General features: G+C 73.9%; 15 protein-coding genes. 8 read left to right on the plus strand and 7 right to left on the minus strand.

Features of this window, described 5'->3' with window-relative positions; genetic code table 11:
- The first annotated feature begins 108 nt into the window (after positions 1-108).
- A complete protein-coding gene (locus GA0070606_RS06235) occupies positions 109-960 on the plus strand; it encodes a GDSL-type esterase/lipase family protein (protein ID WP_091095885.1) in 852 nt (283 codons plus the stop codon).
- Positions 961-1,138: 178 nt separating this feature from the next.
- Here GA0070606_RS06235 and GA0070606_RS06240 read toward each other — a convergent pair whose 3' ends face one another.
- From GA0070606_RS06240 to GA0070606_RS06245, 3 genes are all read right to left on the minus strand, one after another.
- Positions 1,139-1,906 (minus strand): EcsC family protein, encoded by a 768-nt coding sequence (locus GA0070606_RS06240; RefSeq protein WP_091095886.1) that lies wholly within the window; start codon positions 1,904-1,906, stop codon positions 1,139-1,141.
- A gap of 35 nt (positions 1,907-1,941) precedes the next feature.
- A complete protein-coding gene (locus GA0070606_RS32390) occupies positions 1,942-2,085 on the minus strand; it encodes a hypothetical protein (protein WP_176737248.1) in 144 nt (47 codons plus the stop codon).
- A 103-nt stretch (positions 2,086-2,188) separates the two neighbouring features.
- Positions 2,189-3,031, minus strand: coding sequence for a peptidase M23 (locus GA0070606_RS06245; protein ID WP_091095888.1), 843 nt, complete (start codon positions 3,029-3,031; stop codon positions 2,189-2,191).
- Positions 3,032-3,453: 422 nt separating this feature from the next.
- Here GA0070606_RS06245 and GA0070606_RS06250 point away from each other — a divergent pair, with 422 nt between their 5' ends.
- Genes GA0070606_RS06250 through GA0070606_RS06260 form a run of 3 tightly spaced genes read left to right on the plus strand, consistent with a single transcriptional unit; the run spans position 3,454 to position 5,552 of the window.
- Positions 3,454-4,374 (plus strand): proteasome assembly chaperone family protein, encoded by a 921-nt coding sequence (locus GA0070606_RS06250; RefSeq protein WP_091095890.1) that lies wholly within the window; start codon positions 3,454-3,456, stop codon positions 4,372-4,374.
- 37 nt (positions 4,375-4,411) lie between these two features.
- Entirely contained in the window at positions 4,412-5,209 is a 798-nt protein-coding gene (locus GA0070606_RS06255) for an exodeoxyribonuclease III (protein ID WP_091095892.1), read from the plus strand.
- 28 nt (positions 5,210-5,237) lie between these two features.
- Positions 5,238-5,552, plus strand: a complete 315-nt coding sequence (locus tag GA0070606_RS06260) for an antibiotic biosynthesis monooxygenase family protein (RefSeq protein WP_091095894.1) — start codon at positions 5,238-5,240, stop codon at positions 5,550-5,552.
- Between the two features lie 123 nt (positions 5,553-5,675).
- Here the strand turns inward: GA0070606_RS06260 and GA0070606_RS06265 are convergent, their stop codons facing one another.
- Both GA0070606_RS06265 and GA0070606_RS06270 read right to left on the minus strand, forming a co-directional pair.
- The gene (locus tag GA0070606_RS06265; protein WP_091095896.1) at positions 5,676-6,353 is read right to left on the minus strand and encodes a class F sortase; all 678 of its coding nucleotides are present in this window, start codon (positions 6,351-6,353) and stop codon (positions 5,676-5,678) included.
- A gap of 6 nt (positions 6,354-6,359) precedes the next feature.
- Positions 6,360-7,202 (minus strand): hypothetical protein, encoded by an 843-nt coding sequence (locus tag GA0070606_RS06270; protein WP_425413028.1) that lies wholly within the window; start codon positions 7,200-7,202, stop codon positions 6,360-6,362.
- A 135-nt stretch (positions 7,203-7,337) separates the two neighbouring features.
- Here GA0070606_RS06270 and trmB point away from each other — a divergent pair, with 135 nt between their 5' ends.
- The 4 genes from trmB (at position 7,338) to GA0070606_RS06290 (ending at position 12,659) form a co-directional block, all read left to right on the plus strand.
- Entirely contained in the window at positions 7,338-8,054 is a 717-nt protein-coding gene (gene trmB, locus GA0070606_RS06275; protein WP_091095898.1) for a tRNA (guanosine(46)-N7)-methyltransferase TrmB, read from the plus strand.
- Between the two features lie 147 nt (positions 8,055-8,201).
- Positions 8,202-10,706 carry a DEAD/DEAH box helicase gene (locus tag GA0070606_RS06280; RefSeq protein ID WP_091095899.1) on the plus strand — a complete coding sequence of 835 codons (2,505 nt, stop codon included), beginning with the start codon at positions 8,202-8,204 and terminating at the stop codon, positions 10,704-10,706.
- A 118-nt stretch (positions 10,707-10,824) separates the two neighbouring features.
- Positions 10,825-11,469 carry a hypothetical protein gene (locus tag GA0070606_RS06285; protein ID WP_091095901.1) on the plus strand — a complete coding sequence of 215 codons (645 nt, stop codon included), beginning with the start codon at positions 10,825-10,827 and terminating at the stop codon, positions 11,467-11,469.
- Between the two features lie 206 nt (positions 11,470-11,675).
- Positions 11,676-12,659: a hypothetical protein gene (locus tag GA0070606_RS06290; protein ID WP_091095903.1), complete on the plus strand. Its 984-nt coding sequence runs from the start codon at positions 11,676-11,678 to the stop codon at positions 12,657-12,659.
- Between the two features lie 158 nt (positions 12,660-12,817).
- Here GA0070606_RS06290 and GA0070606_RS06295 read toward each other — a convergent pair whose 3' ends face one another.
- Together GA0070606_RS06295 and GA0070606_RS06300 are read right to left on the minus strand one after the other, a co-directional pair.
- Entirely contained in the window at positions 12,818-13,762 is a 945-nt protein-coding gene (locus tag GA0070606_RS06295; RefSeq protein WP_091095906.1) for an ABC transporter substrate-binding protein, read from the minus strand.
- On the minus strand, positions 13,762-14,673 hold the full coding sequence (locus tag GA0070606_RS06300) for an ABC transporter ATP-binding protein (protein WP_091095908.1): 912 nt from the start codon (positions 14,671-14,673) through the stop codon (positions 13,762-13,764). The genes GA0070606_RS06295 and GA0070606_RS06300 overlap by 1 nt, the downstream gene beginning before the upstream one ends.
- Positions 14,674-14,677: the final 4 nt, after the last annotated feature.

Raw genomic sequence — 14,677 nt, forward strand, 5'->3', positions numbered from 1 at the left:
GCCCCGGGACAGCCCTCTGCCGCATAGTCGACAGCAGCGGGCGGCACCACCCCGCCCCGCGCGTAGAGTTACCGCGCTGTTGCTCTCCGCTGCGGGACTGGGGAAGAGATGCCTCGACGCTGGGTCACCGCCGTCGCCTGCCTGCTGGCACTGGTCGCGCTCGCCTGCGAGGGCGGCGGGGAGCCCGGCTCCCGCCCGCCGCGCGAGACACCGTCGCCCGGCGCGGGCGGCGGCATCGCGGCGCTCGGCGACTCGATCAGCACCGGCTTCGGCTCCTGCCTGGCGCTCACCTCGTGCCAGCGCAACTCCTGGTCCACCGGCGACGGGCTGCGCGTGGACAGCATCTACCGCCGGCTGCTCGACCGCACCCCCGCCATCCGCGGCCGGGCCCACAACCACGCCCGCCCGGGGGCGCGGGCCGCCTCGCTGGAGGGGCAGGCCCAGCAGGCGGTACGCGACCGCGTCGACCACGTGACCGTGCTGATCGGCGCCAACGACGTGTGCCGGGGCGGCATCGAGGCGATGACCCCGGTGACGCGGTTCCGCGCCGACGTGGACCGCGGCCTGCGCGTGCTGCGGCAGGGCCGGCCGAAGGCGCGGGTGCTGGTGGTGAGCGTTCCGGACCTGTACCGCCTCTGGGAGGTCGGGCACACCGACAAGCGGGCGGTGCGGGCCTGGAAACGGGGCGTCTGCCCGGCGCTGCTGGCCGATCCGGAGTCGACGGATCCGCTGGACCGGGCGCGGCGCGCGGCCGTCCGGGAGCGGATCGGCGACTACAACGCCCAACTCGCCGCCGCGTGCCGGGCGTACGGCTCGCGCTGCCGCTACGACGGCGGGGCGGTGCACCGGGTGCGCTTCGGGCTGGACCTGGTCAACCCGCTGGACTGGTTCCACCCCAACGCCGCCGGCCAGGACCGGCTGGCCGAGGTGGCCTGGCGCGCCTCGGGCCTGGGCTCCTGACCGACCGGCGGCCCGGCGCGGTTCCCGAACCGCCCGACGGCCCCGCCCGGACTCCGTCCCGCCCGACGGGCCGACCCGGGCTCCCGAACCGACCGACGGCCCGGGCTCCCGTCCCGCCCGACGACCCGGCCCGGGCTCCCGTTCGATGGCCGGGCGCCCGGGCGCGCCACCGGACGGGTCAGGGTCGGCGGGGCTCCGGGACGCCGGGGTTGCCGTGCTGGCGGTAGAGCGCGCGGGAGCGCGTGGCCAGGTCCTTGGTGGCCGACGAGTTGGCCCAGGTGCCGAGGATGATCGCCGCGCCGGGCACCACCTTGGCGAAGACGCGCTTCGCCGCGCGCACCCCGGCCATCTGGGCCAGCCGTACGCCCAGGCGCAGCATGACCTTGCCGAGCGGGTTCTGCCCGCCGCTGCCGAACAGGGCGCCCGCGCGCTCCCGACCGGCGGCAACCCCCAGCGCGAGCCGGGCGCTCTCGGCGACCTTGTGCACCTTCTGCAGCACCAGCAGGTCGGTGGCCCGGTCGGCGTGCAGCGGGTCGACGCCGTAGGCGGCGGCGATGTGCAGCACCATCCGGGCCTGGGTCCAGGCCAGCACCCCCACGTCGATCACGGCGCCGGGCAGCCCGGCGGCGCCCGAGACGGCGCCGGAGAGCCGGGCGTGGTTGACGAACTTGCGTACGGCCTGCTCGGCGAACACCTCGGCGGAGGCTCCGGGCTGCTCGGCCCGGGCCCGCGCGGCCCACTGCGCCGCCTCCGGCCCCAGCCGGCGTACGGCCTCCAGGGCGAGGTGCTCCGGGGCGTACTGCGGGTCCTCCCGCATCCGGTCCCAGAGCTTGAGCGGCGGCGCCTCCGGCACGTCCTGCGGGGGCGCGGGCACCACCGCCGGCGGCTGGGGCGCTTCCGCGGCGGGCGGAACCGGCTGGCCGTCGGTGGGCGCGGAATCGGTCACAGGGTCTCCCGGGGGGTCGGAGATCGTCGAGGGGGTCAGCGACGGTTCTGGAGCTTGGCGGCGAGGCCCTTCAGCTTCTGCTGGGTGCCGGGCTTGGCCAGCTCGCGCCGGCCGCGGTCGACCAGCTGCTGGCCCTTGGGCGAGCGTAGGAAGGTGCTGATCCGCTGCATCAGAGACATGTCGTCCTCCAGTCGGTGGTGCCTCTTCCATGTGTACCTCGGAGCGACAACCTCTGTACCCGGTACGCCCGAAGAGCAACCGTCCACTGTGGTCGCTGGAAGACTACTGCCCCGCCTCCAGGATCGCCTCGACGACCTCCGTGGCCCGCCACTCGTGCTTGGCGTAGTGCTCCGGGTAGGCGGAGATCTGCACCGCCTGGGCGGCGTCGGTCAGCCGCATCTGCTGCCAGCCGGGCACCTCGGCCAGGGCGGAGAGGAACTGCCGGGTGGCGAACGCCGGATCCATCAACTGGCCCACCTCGCCCCAGCCGCTGCTGGAACGCTGCTGGAACAGCCCGACCGAGTCGTGGTCCCAGCCGATGCCCTGGTGCGGGTAGTTCTGGGACTCGGGAAGCACGCCGCTGGCGACGTTGTAGAGGTTGCTCTCCTGCATGGCGGTGGCGACCGCGATCACGAGCGCCCGTCGCGGCATCCCCATCTTGCGCCCCGTCCGCACGATGACCTCGGCGTTCTCCATCTGCGCGTTGTCGAGGCCGGCCACGGGGGCGGGGTCGACGGGCTTGCGCCTGGTCTTCTTCGGGGCGGGGGTGGTGGTGTCCGGGTCGGCGGCGGGGGTCGGGCTGGCGGGTGCGGTCACCGGGACGCGCTCCACGTCGCGGGAGGCCGGGCCCGGCTCGGCGCGCTCGGCGAGCGCGGAGGGGGCGGCGACGGGGGCCGGGTCGCCGCCGTCGTCCCGGCCGCCCTGGGCGACGGCGGTCATGCCGAGGCAGCACAGCACGCCGGTGGCGAGGGCGACCCGGGCCCGGACGGGGCCGGTCCGCAGCAGCCGGGCGTACGCCCCGGCGGAGCGGAGGCCGGTCGACCGGTCGTGCGAGGGGGTATCGTCCGAACGGTCGATCGGGTCACCGGGGGTGATCTGGTGGTCGAGGGTGCGGTCGTCACGCATCAGCCGAGGCTAGGCAGACGCAAACTCCGATCACCCGGGGTGATCTCGTGGCATTTTTCACGAAACCAGCCCCTCCGGCCGGACGGTCCACCCGATGCGGGGATCCGGCGGGACGCACCTCGCGGACCGGTCAGACCTCGCAGCCGGACCCGGGGCGGCCCTCGGCGTACGGAAGACGGACGTAGCGCCAGCACCGCCTCCAAGATCCGCAAACTCACCCTTCCGGCCGATACGCTGGTCACCCTGACGGTCATCACTCGACGCCCGACGGTGGAGTTGCGGGGATACGCCCCGATTGCTGGTCGGGCCGGCGCCCCCCGGACAGCCGCCGGCAGGAATGCACGAGGATGGCGGGTACGTTCCCCGAACGGGTGCCGCCCCCGCGCGGCGACCCGTACGCACGACCAGGGAGGTCCGCACCGGTGCTCGACCCACACGAGCTCTACGAACTCACCGACGAGCTGCCCGACCTCGGTCAGCCCGTCCTGATCCAGGCCCTCACCGGGTTCGTCGACGCCGGCAGCGCCACCCGACTGGCCAGGGAGCAGCTGCTCACCTCCCTGGACTCCCGTCCGATCGCCCGGTTCGACGTCGACCAGCTCTTCGACTACCGGTCGCGCCGACCCGTGATGACCTTCGTCGAGGACCACTGGGAGTCGTACGACGCCCCGGCGTTGGAGCTGCACCTGCTGCACGACGACGACGAGACGCCCTTCCTGCTGCTCACCGGCCCCGAGCCGGACCTGCAGTGGGAGCGCTTCGTGGCCGCCGTCGGCGCGCTCGCCACGCGGCTGGACGTCCGGCTCACCGTGGGGCTCAACGCGATCCCGATGGCCGTGCCGCACACCCGGCCCGCCGGGGTGACCGCGCACGCGACCCGGCGGGAGCTGATCGCCGGCTACGAGCCGTGGTTGCAGCGGGTCCAGGTGCCGGGCAGCGTCGGGCACCTGCTGGAGTTCCGCCTCGGCGAGCTGGGCCGCGACGCCCTCGGCTTCGCCGCCCACGTGCCGCACTACGTGGCGCAGACCGAGTACCCGGCCGCCGCCGAGGTGCTGCTCGCCTCCGTGTCCCGCAGCACCGGGCTGCTGCTGCCCCGCGACGGGCTCCGCTCGGCCGCCGACGTGGTCCGCCTCGAGATCGACCGGCAGGTCGCGCAGACCGACGAGGCCGCCCAGCTCGTCCAGGCCCTGGAGGAGCAGTACGACGCGTTCGCGCGCGGCCGGGGCGAGCGGAGCCTGCTCGCCCCCGAGGCCGGGGCGCTGCCCACCGCCGACGAGCTGGGGGCCGAGCTGGAGCGCTTCCTGGCCGAGCAGACCCGCCCGGGCGACACCCCGGGCGCCTGACGCGGCGGCGCGGGCGTCGATGGGGCAGGCTTGACCCATGCGCCTGGCGACCTGGAACGTGAACTCGGTGAAGGCCCGCCTCCCCCGGCTGCTGGAGTGGCTGGCGGGAACCGGGCCGGACGTCGTCTGCCTGCAGGAGACCAAGTGCCCGGACGGGGCGTTCCCCGTGGCGGAGGTGGGCGAGCTGGGCTACACCGTGGCCAGCCACAGCGACGGCCGGTGGAACGGGGTGGCCATCCTGTCCCGGGTCGGCCTGGCCGACGTGGTGGTGGGGTTCCCCGCCGAGCCGGGCTTCCCCGAGCCCGAGGCCCGGGCCATCTCCGCCACCTGCGACGGGGTGCGGGTCTGGTCGGTGTACGTGCCGAACGGCCGCGCGCCGGACGACCCGCACTACACCTACAAGCTGGCCTGGTTCGCGGCGCTGCGGGACGCGCTCGAGTCGGAGCTGGCGAGCGGGCTGCCGCTGGCGGTCTGCGGGGACTTCAACGTCGCGCCCACCGACGCCGACGTCTGGGACCCGAGCGTGTTCACCCACTCCACCCACGTCACGCCGGCCGAGCGGGCGGCCCTGGCGGAGCTGCGCGACCTCGGCCTCTCCGACGTGGTGCCCACGCCGATGAAGGGCCCGCACCCGTTCACCTACTGGGACTACCGGGCCGGGATGTTCCATCAGAACAAGGGCATGCGGATCGACCTGGTGTACGCCTCGGCGCCGTTCGCCAGGGCGGTCCGCTCGGCGTACGTGGACCGGGAGGCCCGCAAGGGCAAGGGCCCGTCCGACCACGCCCCGATCGTGGTCGACGCCGAACTGGTTCCGGCGGTCGAGTCGTTCTGACCGCGGGCGGCGTGACTAGGGTGGAGCCATGGCAGTCGTGAAGATCAACGCGATCGACGTCCCTCCCGGCGCGGGTGAGGAGCTGGAGAAGCGGTTCGCCGCCCGGGCCGGCGCGGTGGAGAACTCCCCCGGTTTCCTCGGCTTCGAGCTGCTCCGCCCGGTCGCCGGCGAGAACCGCTACTTCGTCTACACGAAGTGGGAGAGCGAGGAGGCCTACCAGGCCTGGGCCGCCGGCCCCTCCCGCGCCGCCCACGCCGGGTCGGGCGAGAAGCGTCCCCCGGTCGCATCGGGCGCCACCCTGCTGGAGTTCGAGGTCGTCCAGCAGGTCGCACCGCGTCCCTGACGAAGCACCGCGTTCCTGACAAAGCCGGGGCTCAAGAGGCCGTCACCTGACGGCAGACGGGCTCAAGCGGCCGTCCCTGACGGCAGCCGGGCTCAGGCGGCCGTCACCTGACGGCAGACGGGCTCAGGCGGGGCGGGAGGAGAGCAGGGTGGCGAAGGCGATGACGTTGTCGGCGTAGCCCGTCCGGCCGCCGAGCCAGTCGCCACCGCAGGTGATCAGGCGCAGGCCCGGCGGGCCCTCGTCGCCGTAGACCCGCTCCGCCGGCAGCCGGTCCTTGGGGAAGTGCTCCACCGAGTCGACGCGGAAGACCACGACCGAGCGGTCCGCGCGGGTCACCTCGACCGTGTCACCGGGGCGGAGCTTGTGCAGGCCGTAGAAGACCGACGGGCCGCGCTTGGTGTCCACGTGCCCCACGATCACCGCCGGGCCCGGCTCGCCGGGGGTCGGGCCCCGGTCGTACCAGCCGGTCTCGTCGGCCCGGTCCAGGGGCGGGACGGCGATCGACCCGTCCCGGGCCTGGCCCACGGGCGCCACCGGCGCGGACACCTCGATCGAGGGGATCGACAGCCGCACCGGCCGGCTGGCCGACAGCGCGCCGTCCCCGCCGCGGGTCGGACGCGACTCCCCCGAGTCGGCGGCCCAGTCGAACGGCCCGGCCGTACGCCCGAGCCCCGCGCCGGTGGCGAAGACCCCGACCAGCACCAGCACCACGGCCAGCGGCACCGACCAGGGGCGGCGGCCGGGCGGCGGCCGACGCCGGGCCGCTGCGGCGGCCGGCTGCGGGGCGGGCGTGGTGGCCATGACGGGCTACCGTCGGGCGACGCCACGGACGGAGCGGGGCCGGCGCGCGGCGAGCACCGCCAGGACGATGCCGGTGACGGTCAGCGCGACGCCGCCGGGGAGCAGCAGACCCCCGGTGAACCCGCCGGCGCCTCCGCCGAAGCCCGTCGCCGGGCCGCGACTGGGCTTCACCGCCTTGACCACCTGGAGCATGGTCGAGGCGGTCTCGCCGTCGCGGCACTCCAGCTTGACCCGGTAGTTGCCGGGCCGGGTGCGCTCCCGCACCATCGGGGCGGCGGTCAGCAGCCCGCGCTGCGGATGCACCTGCACCCGTCCGAACGCGTCCGAGACCACCGTCGCGGGGATCGAGTTGTCCCGGCAACTGGCCCGGATGCCGACCAGGAAGCCCGGCTCCACGGTGCTCGGGCTGACCTCGACGAATACGGCGTGCTCCGGCGGGGCGGGCTGGGGCGCACCCACCGGCGCGGGCTCCGCCCGCCGGCCGGCGGCGGCCGGAACGCCGACGCGACCGCCGAGGGCCACGGCGCGCGGGGCGGCGGCGACCGGCGGGCCAGCAGCCGGAAGCACGGCACCGGCAGCCGGAGGGGCGGCCTCGACCGGCAGGCGATCGGCCGGGAGAGCGGCGGCCCGTGGGGCGGCGGCCGGCAGGGCGGCGTCGGTGGGCGGGCGATCGGCCGGGGAAGCCGCGGCGTTGGGCAGGGCGGCCTCGACCGACAGTCGATCGGCCGGGAGAGCGGCGGCCCGTGGGGCGGTCTCCGGCAGGGCGGCGTCGGCGGGCGCGGGCGGGAGCAGCGGGCCGACGATCGCGGTCGCGATCGCCAGCGCCAGACCGCCGCGGTGCACCGACACGACGCCCCCTCCCGGCGCGTTGGGGCAGTGCCGGGCAACACCAGACACCCGGTCTGCCGTACGGGATGGATCCTCTCATCCCCGGGCGAACATCACATCCGATCCGGCGCGACCGTCGCGTAGGCTCGGGTCGTTGTGACCTCCACCGACTTCGCCGCCGCCGCCGCGCCCGCGCCGCCCGCCGCCCGGGCCATCCGCACCTTCCATCCGCGCCGCGGCCGGATGAGCAGCCGCCAGACGGAGGCGCTGGACCGGCTCTGGCCGGTCCACGGCCTGCGCGTCCCGGACGAGCCCGGCACGCCGGTGGACCTCGTCGGCCTGTTCGGTCGCCGGGCCCCGGTGGTGGTGGAGATCGGCTCCGGGATGGGCGACACCACCGCTGCGATGGCCGCCGCCGACCCGGATCGAGACTATCTGGCGGTCGAGGTGCACACGCCCGGAATCGCCAACCTGCTGGACCTGGTGGACCGGCGCGGCCTGCGCAACGTGCGGGTGGCCGAGGGCGACGCCCTGGACCTGGTCCCGGGCCTGCCGGAGGCGTCGCTGGACGCGGTGCACGTCTTCTTCCCCGACCCCTGGCCCAAGTCCCGCCACCACAAGCGGCGGATCATCCAGCCGGCGCACGTCGCGCTGCTGCGCTCGCGGCTGGCGCGCGGCGGCACCCTGCACTGCGCGACCGACTGGGCCGAGTACGCCGAGGCGATGCGCCAGACCCTGGACGCCGACCCGGGACTGGTGAACGCGCACGACGGTTTCGCGCCCCGCCCGCCGCACCGCCCGGTGACCAAGTTCGAGCGTCGGGCCCTGACCGCCGGCCGCCCGATCTTCGACCTGATCTACCGCCGATCGTGAGAGCAAGGGCTTCCCTGCCACGGATTCCGTTGCACGAAGGGCCCTTCCTGACGCCTCACCCGGCCCGCCGCGTCGCCTCCTCCAACGCCGCCTGCCACGCGGCCGGTTGGCGCGCAGGGGCATGATCCAGGCACCATGGGACCCGCTATGACGCTCACCGCCGCGCTGCCGACAAGCGCCGACCCCGACACCCTCTTCGACGCGTTCGCCGGCTGGGCGAAGGAGCGCGGCCTCGACCTCTATCCCCACCAGGAGGAGGCGGTCATCGAGATCGTCTCCGGCGCCAACGTGATCATGAATACGCCGACCGGCTCCGGCAAGAGCCTGGTCGCGATCGCGGCGCACTTCGCGGCCCTGGCCGACGACCGGACGACCTTCTACACCGCGCCGATCAAGGCGCTGGTGTCGGAGAAGTTCTTCGCCCTCTGCGAGGTGTTCGGCGCCGACAACGTCGGCATGCTGACCGGCGACGCCAGCGTCAACGCCGACGCCCCGATCATCTGCTGCACCGCCGAGATCCTGGCCAACCTCGCGCTGCGCGAGGGCGAGCGGGCCGACGTCGGCCAGGTGATCATGGACGAGTTCCACTTCTACGCCGAGCCCGACCGGGGCTGGGCCTGGCAGGTGCCGCTCATCGAGCTGCCCCAGGCGCAGTTCGTCCTGATGTCCGCCACGCTTGGCGACACCACCCGCTTCGTCGACGACCTGACCCGGCGCACCGGCCGGCCGACCGCCGTCGTCCGCTCGGCCGAGCGGCCGGTCCCGCTGATCTTCTCGTACGCGATGACGCCGCTGCACGAGACCCTGGAAGAGCTGCTGGAGACGAAGCAGGCACCCGTCTACGTCGTGCACTTCACCCAGGCCGCCGCCCTGGAACGCGCCCAGGCCCTGATGAGCGTCAACGTCTGCACCCGGGCCGAGAAGGACATGATCGCGCAGGCGATCGGGAACTTCCGGTTCACCTCCGGCTTCGGCAAGACGCTGTCGCGGCTGGTGCGGCACGGCATCGGCGTGCACCACGCCGGCATGCTGCCCAAGTACCGCCGGCTCGTCGAGACCCTCGCCCAGGCCGGGCTGCTCAAGGTCATCTGCGGCACCGACACGCTCGGCGTCGGGATCAACGTGCCGATCCGCACCGTGCTGTTCACCGGCCTGAGCAAGTACGACGGCACCCGCACCCGGCTGCTCAAGGCCCGCGAGTTCCACCAGATCGCCGGGCGGGCCGGCCGGGCCGGCTTCGACACCATCGGCCGCGTGGTCGTGCAGGCCCCCGAGCACGTGATCGAGAACGAGAAGGCCCTCGCCAAGGCCGGCGACGACCCGAAGAAGCGGCGCAAGGTGGTGCGCAAGAAGCCGCCGGAGGGGTCGATCGGCTGGGGCAGGCCCACCTTCGAGCGCTTGGTCGAGGCCGAGCCGGAGCCGCTCACGTCCAGCTTCCAGGTCAGCCACTCGATGCTGCTCAACGTCATCGGGCGCCCCGGCGACGCGTTCGCCGCGATGCGGCACCTGCTCACCGACAACCACGAGGACCGGGCCGCCCAGCGCCGGCACATCCGGCGGGCCATCGCCATCTACCGGGCGCTGCGCGCCGGCGGGGTCGTCGAGCAGCTCGCCGAGCCGGACGAGACGGGCCGGCGGGTACGCCTCACCGTCGACCTCCAGCTCGACTTCGCCCTCAACCAGCCGCTGTCGCCGCTGGCCCTCGCCGCGATCGAGCTGCTCGACCGGGAGTCCCCGTCGTACGCCCTCGACGTGCTCTCGGTGATCGAGTCGATCCTCGACGACCCGCGTCAGGTGCTCTCCGCGCAGCAGTTCAAGGCCCGTGGCGAGGCGGTCGCCGCGATGAAGGCCGAGGGCATCGAGTACGAGGCGCGCCTCGAACTGCTCGACGAGGTGACCTGGCCCAAACCCCTCGCGGAGCTGCTGGAGTCGGCGTACGAGATGTACCGGCAGGGGCACCCGTGGGTCGCCGACCACCAGCTCTCCCCCAAGTCCGTCGTCCGGGACATGTACGAGCGGGCGATGACCTTCACCGAGTACGTGCAGTTCTACGGGCTGTCCCGCTCCGAGGGCCTGGTGCTGCGCTACCTCGCCGACGCGTACAAGACGCTGCGGCAGACCGTCCCCGAGGACGCCAAGACCGACGAGCTGGTCGACCTCATCGAGTGGCTCGGCGAGCTGGTCCGCCAGGTCGACTCCAGCCTCATCGACGAGTGGGAGCGGCTACGCAACCCGTCCGACGTGGCGGAGGTCGCCTCGTCCCTGGCGGACCGGCCGCCGGCGGTCACCCGCAACGCGCGCGCCTTCCGGGTGCTGGTGCGCAACGCCCTGTTCCGCCGGGTCGAGCTGGCCGCGCTGCGCCGCTGGGACCTGCTCGGCGAGCTGGACGCGGCGGACGGCTGGGACGCGGACGCCTGGGCCGACGCGCTGGAGCCGTACTTCGACTCCTACGACGCGATCGGGACCGGGCCGGACGCGCGCGGCCCGGCGCTGCTCATGATCGAGCAGGGCCGGGACCGGTGGACGGTGCGGCAGATCCTGGACGACCCCGAGGGCGACCACGACTGGGGCATCAGCGCCGAGGTCGACCTCGCCGCCTCCGACGAGGCCGGCGCGGCGGTCGTCCGGATCACCTCGGTGGGACAGCTCTGAACTTCGTTTTCAGGGGCCGCCCGGGATGCCCGGGCGGCCCCTTTCGTTCCCTGGGCGATGTCACACCTCTCGATTAGAATGTATGTACTAATCGAGGCTCTGACCTGGGAGGACGCCCGTGACCACGCCCGCCTCCGCGCCGCCCGCCCCCTACGCCACCCTGCTCGGCTTCACCCGCTACGTCGACCGCAACGGCCCGACCAAGGCCACCTTCGTCGGGGGCCTGCGCAAGCAGCGGGCCAGCCGCTCCGGCTTCAACCCGCACGGTCAGTTCGTCAAGGCACTCAAGGCCGATGTCGCCTTCCACACCGGCGGCACGCACCTCGACCAGGTCGTCGACGTGGTCAAGCCCCGCTGGCGCCCGCTCTACGAGGCGCTCGTCCCGGGCGCGAAGGCCTGGCTGCACTCCCTCGGCGAGCCGAGGGCCGTCGACCTCGCCCAGACCCGCGACGCGCTCGCCATGCTCGGTGACCTGCCCGTCAAGATCAACCCCCATTTCGGCGTACGCCACGCCGACGGCCGCGCCGAGGCCGTCCGCCTGCACTTCGACGAGGCCCCGCCCAGCCCGGAGGCGGTGCTCGCCACCCTGCACCTGATGGCCCGGCACATGGACGCGGTGCTCCCGCACGCCGAGCCGGTCCTGGTCGACGTACGCCGGGGCGAGGCCCACCGGATGCCCGCCGACGCCCGACCCGAGCAGATCGAACGCTGGCTGGCCGGCGAGGCCGCCGCCTTCCAGGCCATCTGGTCCACCGCCGCCTGACCCACCCACCCCTCCCCACCCCCGAGCGGGGGCGCCCACGCCAAGATCGCGCTCGATCCAGGAAGTAGTGGCCTCGGCAGCCGCGCGAGGCCACTACTTCCGTGTTGTAGTGCGATCTTGCTCGCTGCGACGAGGCGATCCTGCTCGCTGCCGTAGTTATCCACAGGGGTCAACATGGGGCGGCGGGATCCGGCAGCGTCAACGGCATGCCGAAAGCTCCTCGCCGGCCGCGGCAACTGCACGGTCGGATCTTCCGTGGCTCCACTGCCGTCGCCCGTGGCCTGCTCACCCGCAACGACCTTCGCAGCTCGGCCTGGCGCCCCCTGTTCCGTGACGTGTACGCCGACGCCCACCTCACGATCACCCATCGGGATCGGTGCCGGGCAGTGATCCGCTGGCTGGTGCCGGTCGGCACCGCCATCGCCGGCCGCTCCGCCGCAGCCCTTCACGGGGTGGAACGAGTTCCCGCCGACGAGCCGGTCGACGTGCTGGTGCCCCATCCGCCTGCCGGCGGGTCCGAATGGGCGGGCCCGGCACGACCGGCGGCACCGGCGGGCGCCGCGCCCGTGGCAGCGGCGGGACGACGGCGGGGGCCGATGACAGGGCTGCGGGTCCACCGAGCCGACGTCGACCCGGAGGACGTCGTGGATCTCGCCGGCATACCGGTCACCTCCCCGGCGCGCACGTGTCGGGACCTGGCCCGGTGGCTGGAGTTGGTCGAGGCGGTCGTGGTCATCGACGGCCTGCTGGCCCGCCGGCTCACCGACGTGGCCGCCCTGCGGGAATACGCCCTCGCCCGCGCCGGCCGGCGGGGCTGGCGATCGCTGCTGCGGGCGGTCGAGCTGGCCGATCCGGGCGCCGAGTCCTCGCAGGAGTCACGGACGAGGGTCCGGCTCGTGCTGGCCGGGCTGCCCCGACCACGAAGCCAATGGGTCGTCACCGACGGTGGTCGTTTCGTCGCCCGGTTGGATCTGGCCTGGCCCGCCTTCAAGGTGGCCGTCGAGTACGACGGACTGTGGCACGCCGATCCGGAGCAGTTCCACCGGGACCGCCGCCGGCTCAACCGTCTCCTCGGCGGCGACTGGCTCGTCCTGCACGTGACAGCGCGGCGGCTGCGCGAGGACTTCGACGGCTTCGTCGCGGAAGTCCGTGCCGCCCTGCACTCCCGTGGTCATCGCGCCCGCACCTGACCGTGGCGCCACGCCCCGCCCTCAGCAGAACCCGAACGGCCCGCACCACCGCCCGGGCCGTGATCACGCCCGGACACGGAAGTAGTGGCCTCCCGCCGGGCAGGAGGCCACTACTTCAGGAAACGTGCGCGATCATGAGCGCGTGCGAGCACGTGCGGTCAGGCGGTGAGGTACTTCGCCAGGTCGTCGAGGATCTTGTTGGCGGCGCCGACACCGATGCCGGTCATCCAGATCTCGTCGGAGACGACGTGCGCCTTGCCCGCCTTGACCGCCGGCAGGGCCTTCCACAGCGTTCCGCCGGTGACCTTGGCCTGCTCGGCGGCGGCCTTCTCGCCGTACGCGGTCACGAAGATGACGTCACCGTCGACCTCGCCGATGCGCTCCGGGCTGACCCGGTCCATCCGCCGGTCCTCCTTGCCGGTGAGCTGCTGCCGCTCGGGGCGGCCCAGGCCGGTGTCGCCGATGACGATGCCGGAGAACGAGTCCGGCCCGTAGACCCGGATCTCGGTCGGCATGAACCGGACGATGGAGACCTTGCGGTCGGCGGCGTCGCCCAGCTTGGCGCCGAACTCCCTGGCCCGGGTCTCGTACGCGGTCAGCAGGTCCTTGGCCTGCTGCTCCTTGCCGAGCGCCTTGCCGTCGAGGAGGAAGTTCTCCTTCCAGGTGACGCCGACCTTCTCGGTGAACACGGTCGGCGCGATGGCCTTCAGCTCGTCGTAGAACTTCTCCTGGCGGAACTTGCTGCCCAGGATCAGGTCCGGCTTGAGGGCGTTGATGGCCTCCAGGTCGGGCTCGGTGAGCACCCCGACCTCCTTGATGCCGGCGAGCTTCTCCTCGCCGAAGTAGGTCGGCCAGCTCTTCGCCTCGCCGGCGGTGGCGGCGCCGACCGGCGTGACGCCGAGCGAGAGCGCGGTGTCGATCTTGTCGGTGTCGAGCACGACGACGCGCTTCGGCTCGGCCGGCACCTTGGTGGTGCCCATGGCGTGGACGATCTCCCGGGTCTCCCCGGTGGTGTTGCCGGCGACCGGGTCGCTCTCACCGCAGGCGGTGAGGCCGACGCCGAGGGCCAGCGCCGCGGTGAGGGCGGCGGCGAGACGACGCATCAGATTCCTTTCGAGGGGTACGAGCCGGCGCGCGGGGTGAGCGCGTCCTCGGCCTGGGGGCGGGCTGCCGGGGCCGGCAGACCCGCCGGGGCTGGGCTGGCCGCGTCGGCCGTGTCGGACGGCCGGGCCAGCGTGGGGCTGGTGAGCGCCGGCACCACGAGGGGCGCACCGGTCACCGGGCAGGGCACGACCACGCAGTCGAGCCCGAAGACGTCCCGGACCAGGTCGGCCGTGAGGATCTCCCGGGGCGGGCCGGCGGCCACCACGGCCCCGGCCCGCATCGCGACCAGGTGGTCGGCGTACCGGGCGGCCTGGTTGAGGTCGTGCAGGACGGCCACCACGGTGCGGCCCCGCTCGGCGCGCAGCCGGTGCAGCAGGTCCAGCACCTCCACCTGGTGGGCGAGGTCGAGGAAGGTGGTCGGCTCGTCGAGCAGCAGCGCCTCGGTGTCCTGGGCGAGGGTCATCGCGATCCACACGCGCTGCCGCTGGCCGCCGGAGAGGGTGTCCACGGCGCGGCCGGCCAGCCCGGCCACGTCGGCGAGCGCCATGGCCCGGTCGACAGCGACGCTGTCCTCCTCGGACCACTGCCGCCACCACCGCTGGTACGGCTGCCGACCCCGGCCGACCAGGTCGGCGACGGACACCCCCTCCGGCACCAGCGGGCTCTGCGGGAGCACGCCGAGCCGGCGGGCGACCTCGCGGGTCGGCAGGTCCCGGATCGCGGCTCCGTCGAGCAGCACCGCGCCCCGGCGGGGGGTGAGCAGGCGGGCCATGGTGCGCAGCAGGGTGGACTTGCCGCAGGCGTTGGGCCCGACGATGACGGTGAACGCGTCGGCGGGCAGGTCGAGGTCGAGCCCGTCCAGCACCGTCCGCTCGTCGTAGCCGGCGACCAGGTCGCGGGTGGAGAGCATCACG

The organism is Micromonospora citrea (genome assembly GCF_900090315.1).
Classification (GTDB): Bacteria; Actinomycetota; Actinomycetes; order Mycobacteriales; family Micromonosporaceae; genus Micromonospora; species Micromonospora citrea.

Coding starts and splice junctions, on each gene's coding strand:
- GA0070606_RS06235 (WP_091095885.1), top strand. CDS start 109: ATGCCTCGACGCTGGGTCACCGCCGTCGCCTGCCTGCTGGCACTGGTC.
- GA0070606_RS32390 (WP_176737248.1), bottom strand. CDS start 2,085: ATGTCTCTGATGCAGCGGATCAGCACCTTCCTACGCTCGCCCAAGGGC.
- GA0070606_RS06245 (WP_091095888.1), bottom strand. CDS start 3,031: ATGCGTGACGACCGCACCCTCGACCACCAGATCACCCCCGGTGACCCG.
- GA0070606_RS06255 (WP_091095892.1), top strand. CDS start 4,412: ATGCGCCTGGCGACCTGGAACGTGAACTCGGTGAAGGCCCGCCTCCCC.
- GA0070606_RS06260 (WP_091095894.1), top strand. CDS start 5,238: ATGGCAGTCGTGAAGATCAACGCGATCGACGTCCCTCCCGGCGCGGGT.
- GA0070606_RS06265 (WP_091095896.1), bottom strand. CDS start 6,353: ATGGCCACCACGCCCGCCCCGCAGCCGGCCGCCGCAGCGGCCCGGCGT.
- GA0070606_RS06280 (WP_091095899.1), top strand. CDS start 8,202: ATGACGCTCACCGCCGCGCTGCCGACAAGCGCCGACCCCGACACCCTC.
- GA0070606_RS06290 (WP_091095903.1), top strand. CDS start 11,676: ATGCCGAAAGCTCCTCGCCGGCCGCGGCAACTGCACGGTCGGATCTTC.
- GA0070606_RS06295 (WP_091095906.1), bottom strand. CDS start 13,762: ATGCGTCGTCTCGCCGCCGCCCTCACCGCGGCGCTGGCCCTCGGCGTC.
- GA0070606_RS06300 (WP_091095908.1), bottom strand. CDS start 14,673: ATGCTCTCCACCCGCGACCTGGTCGCCGGCTACGACGAGCGGACGGTG.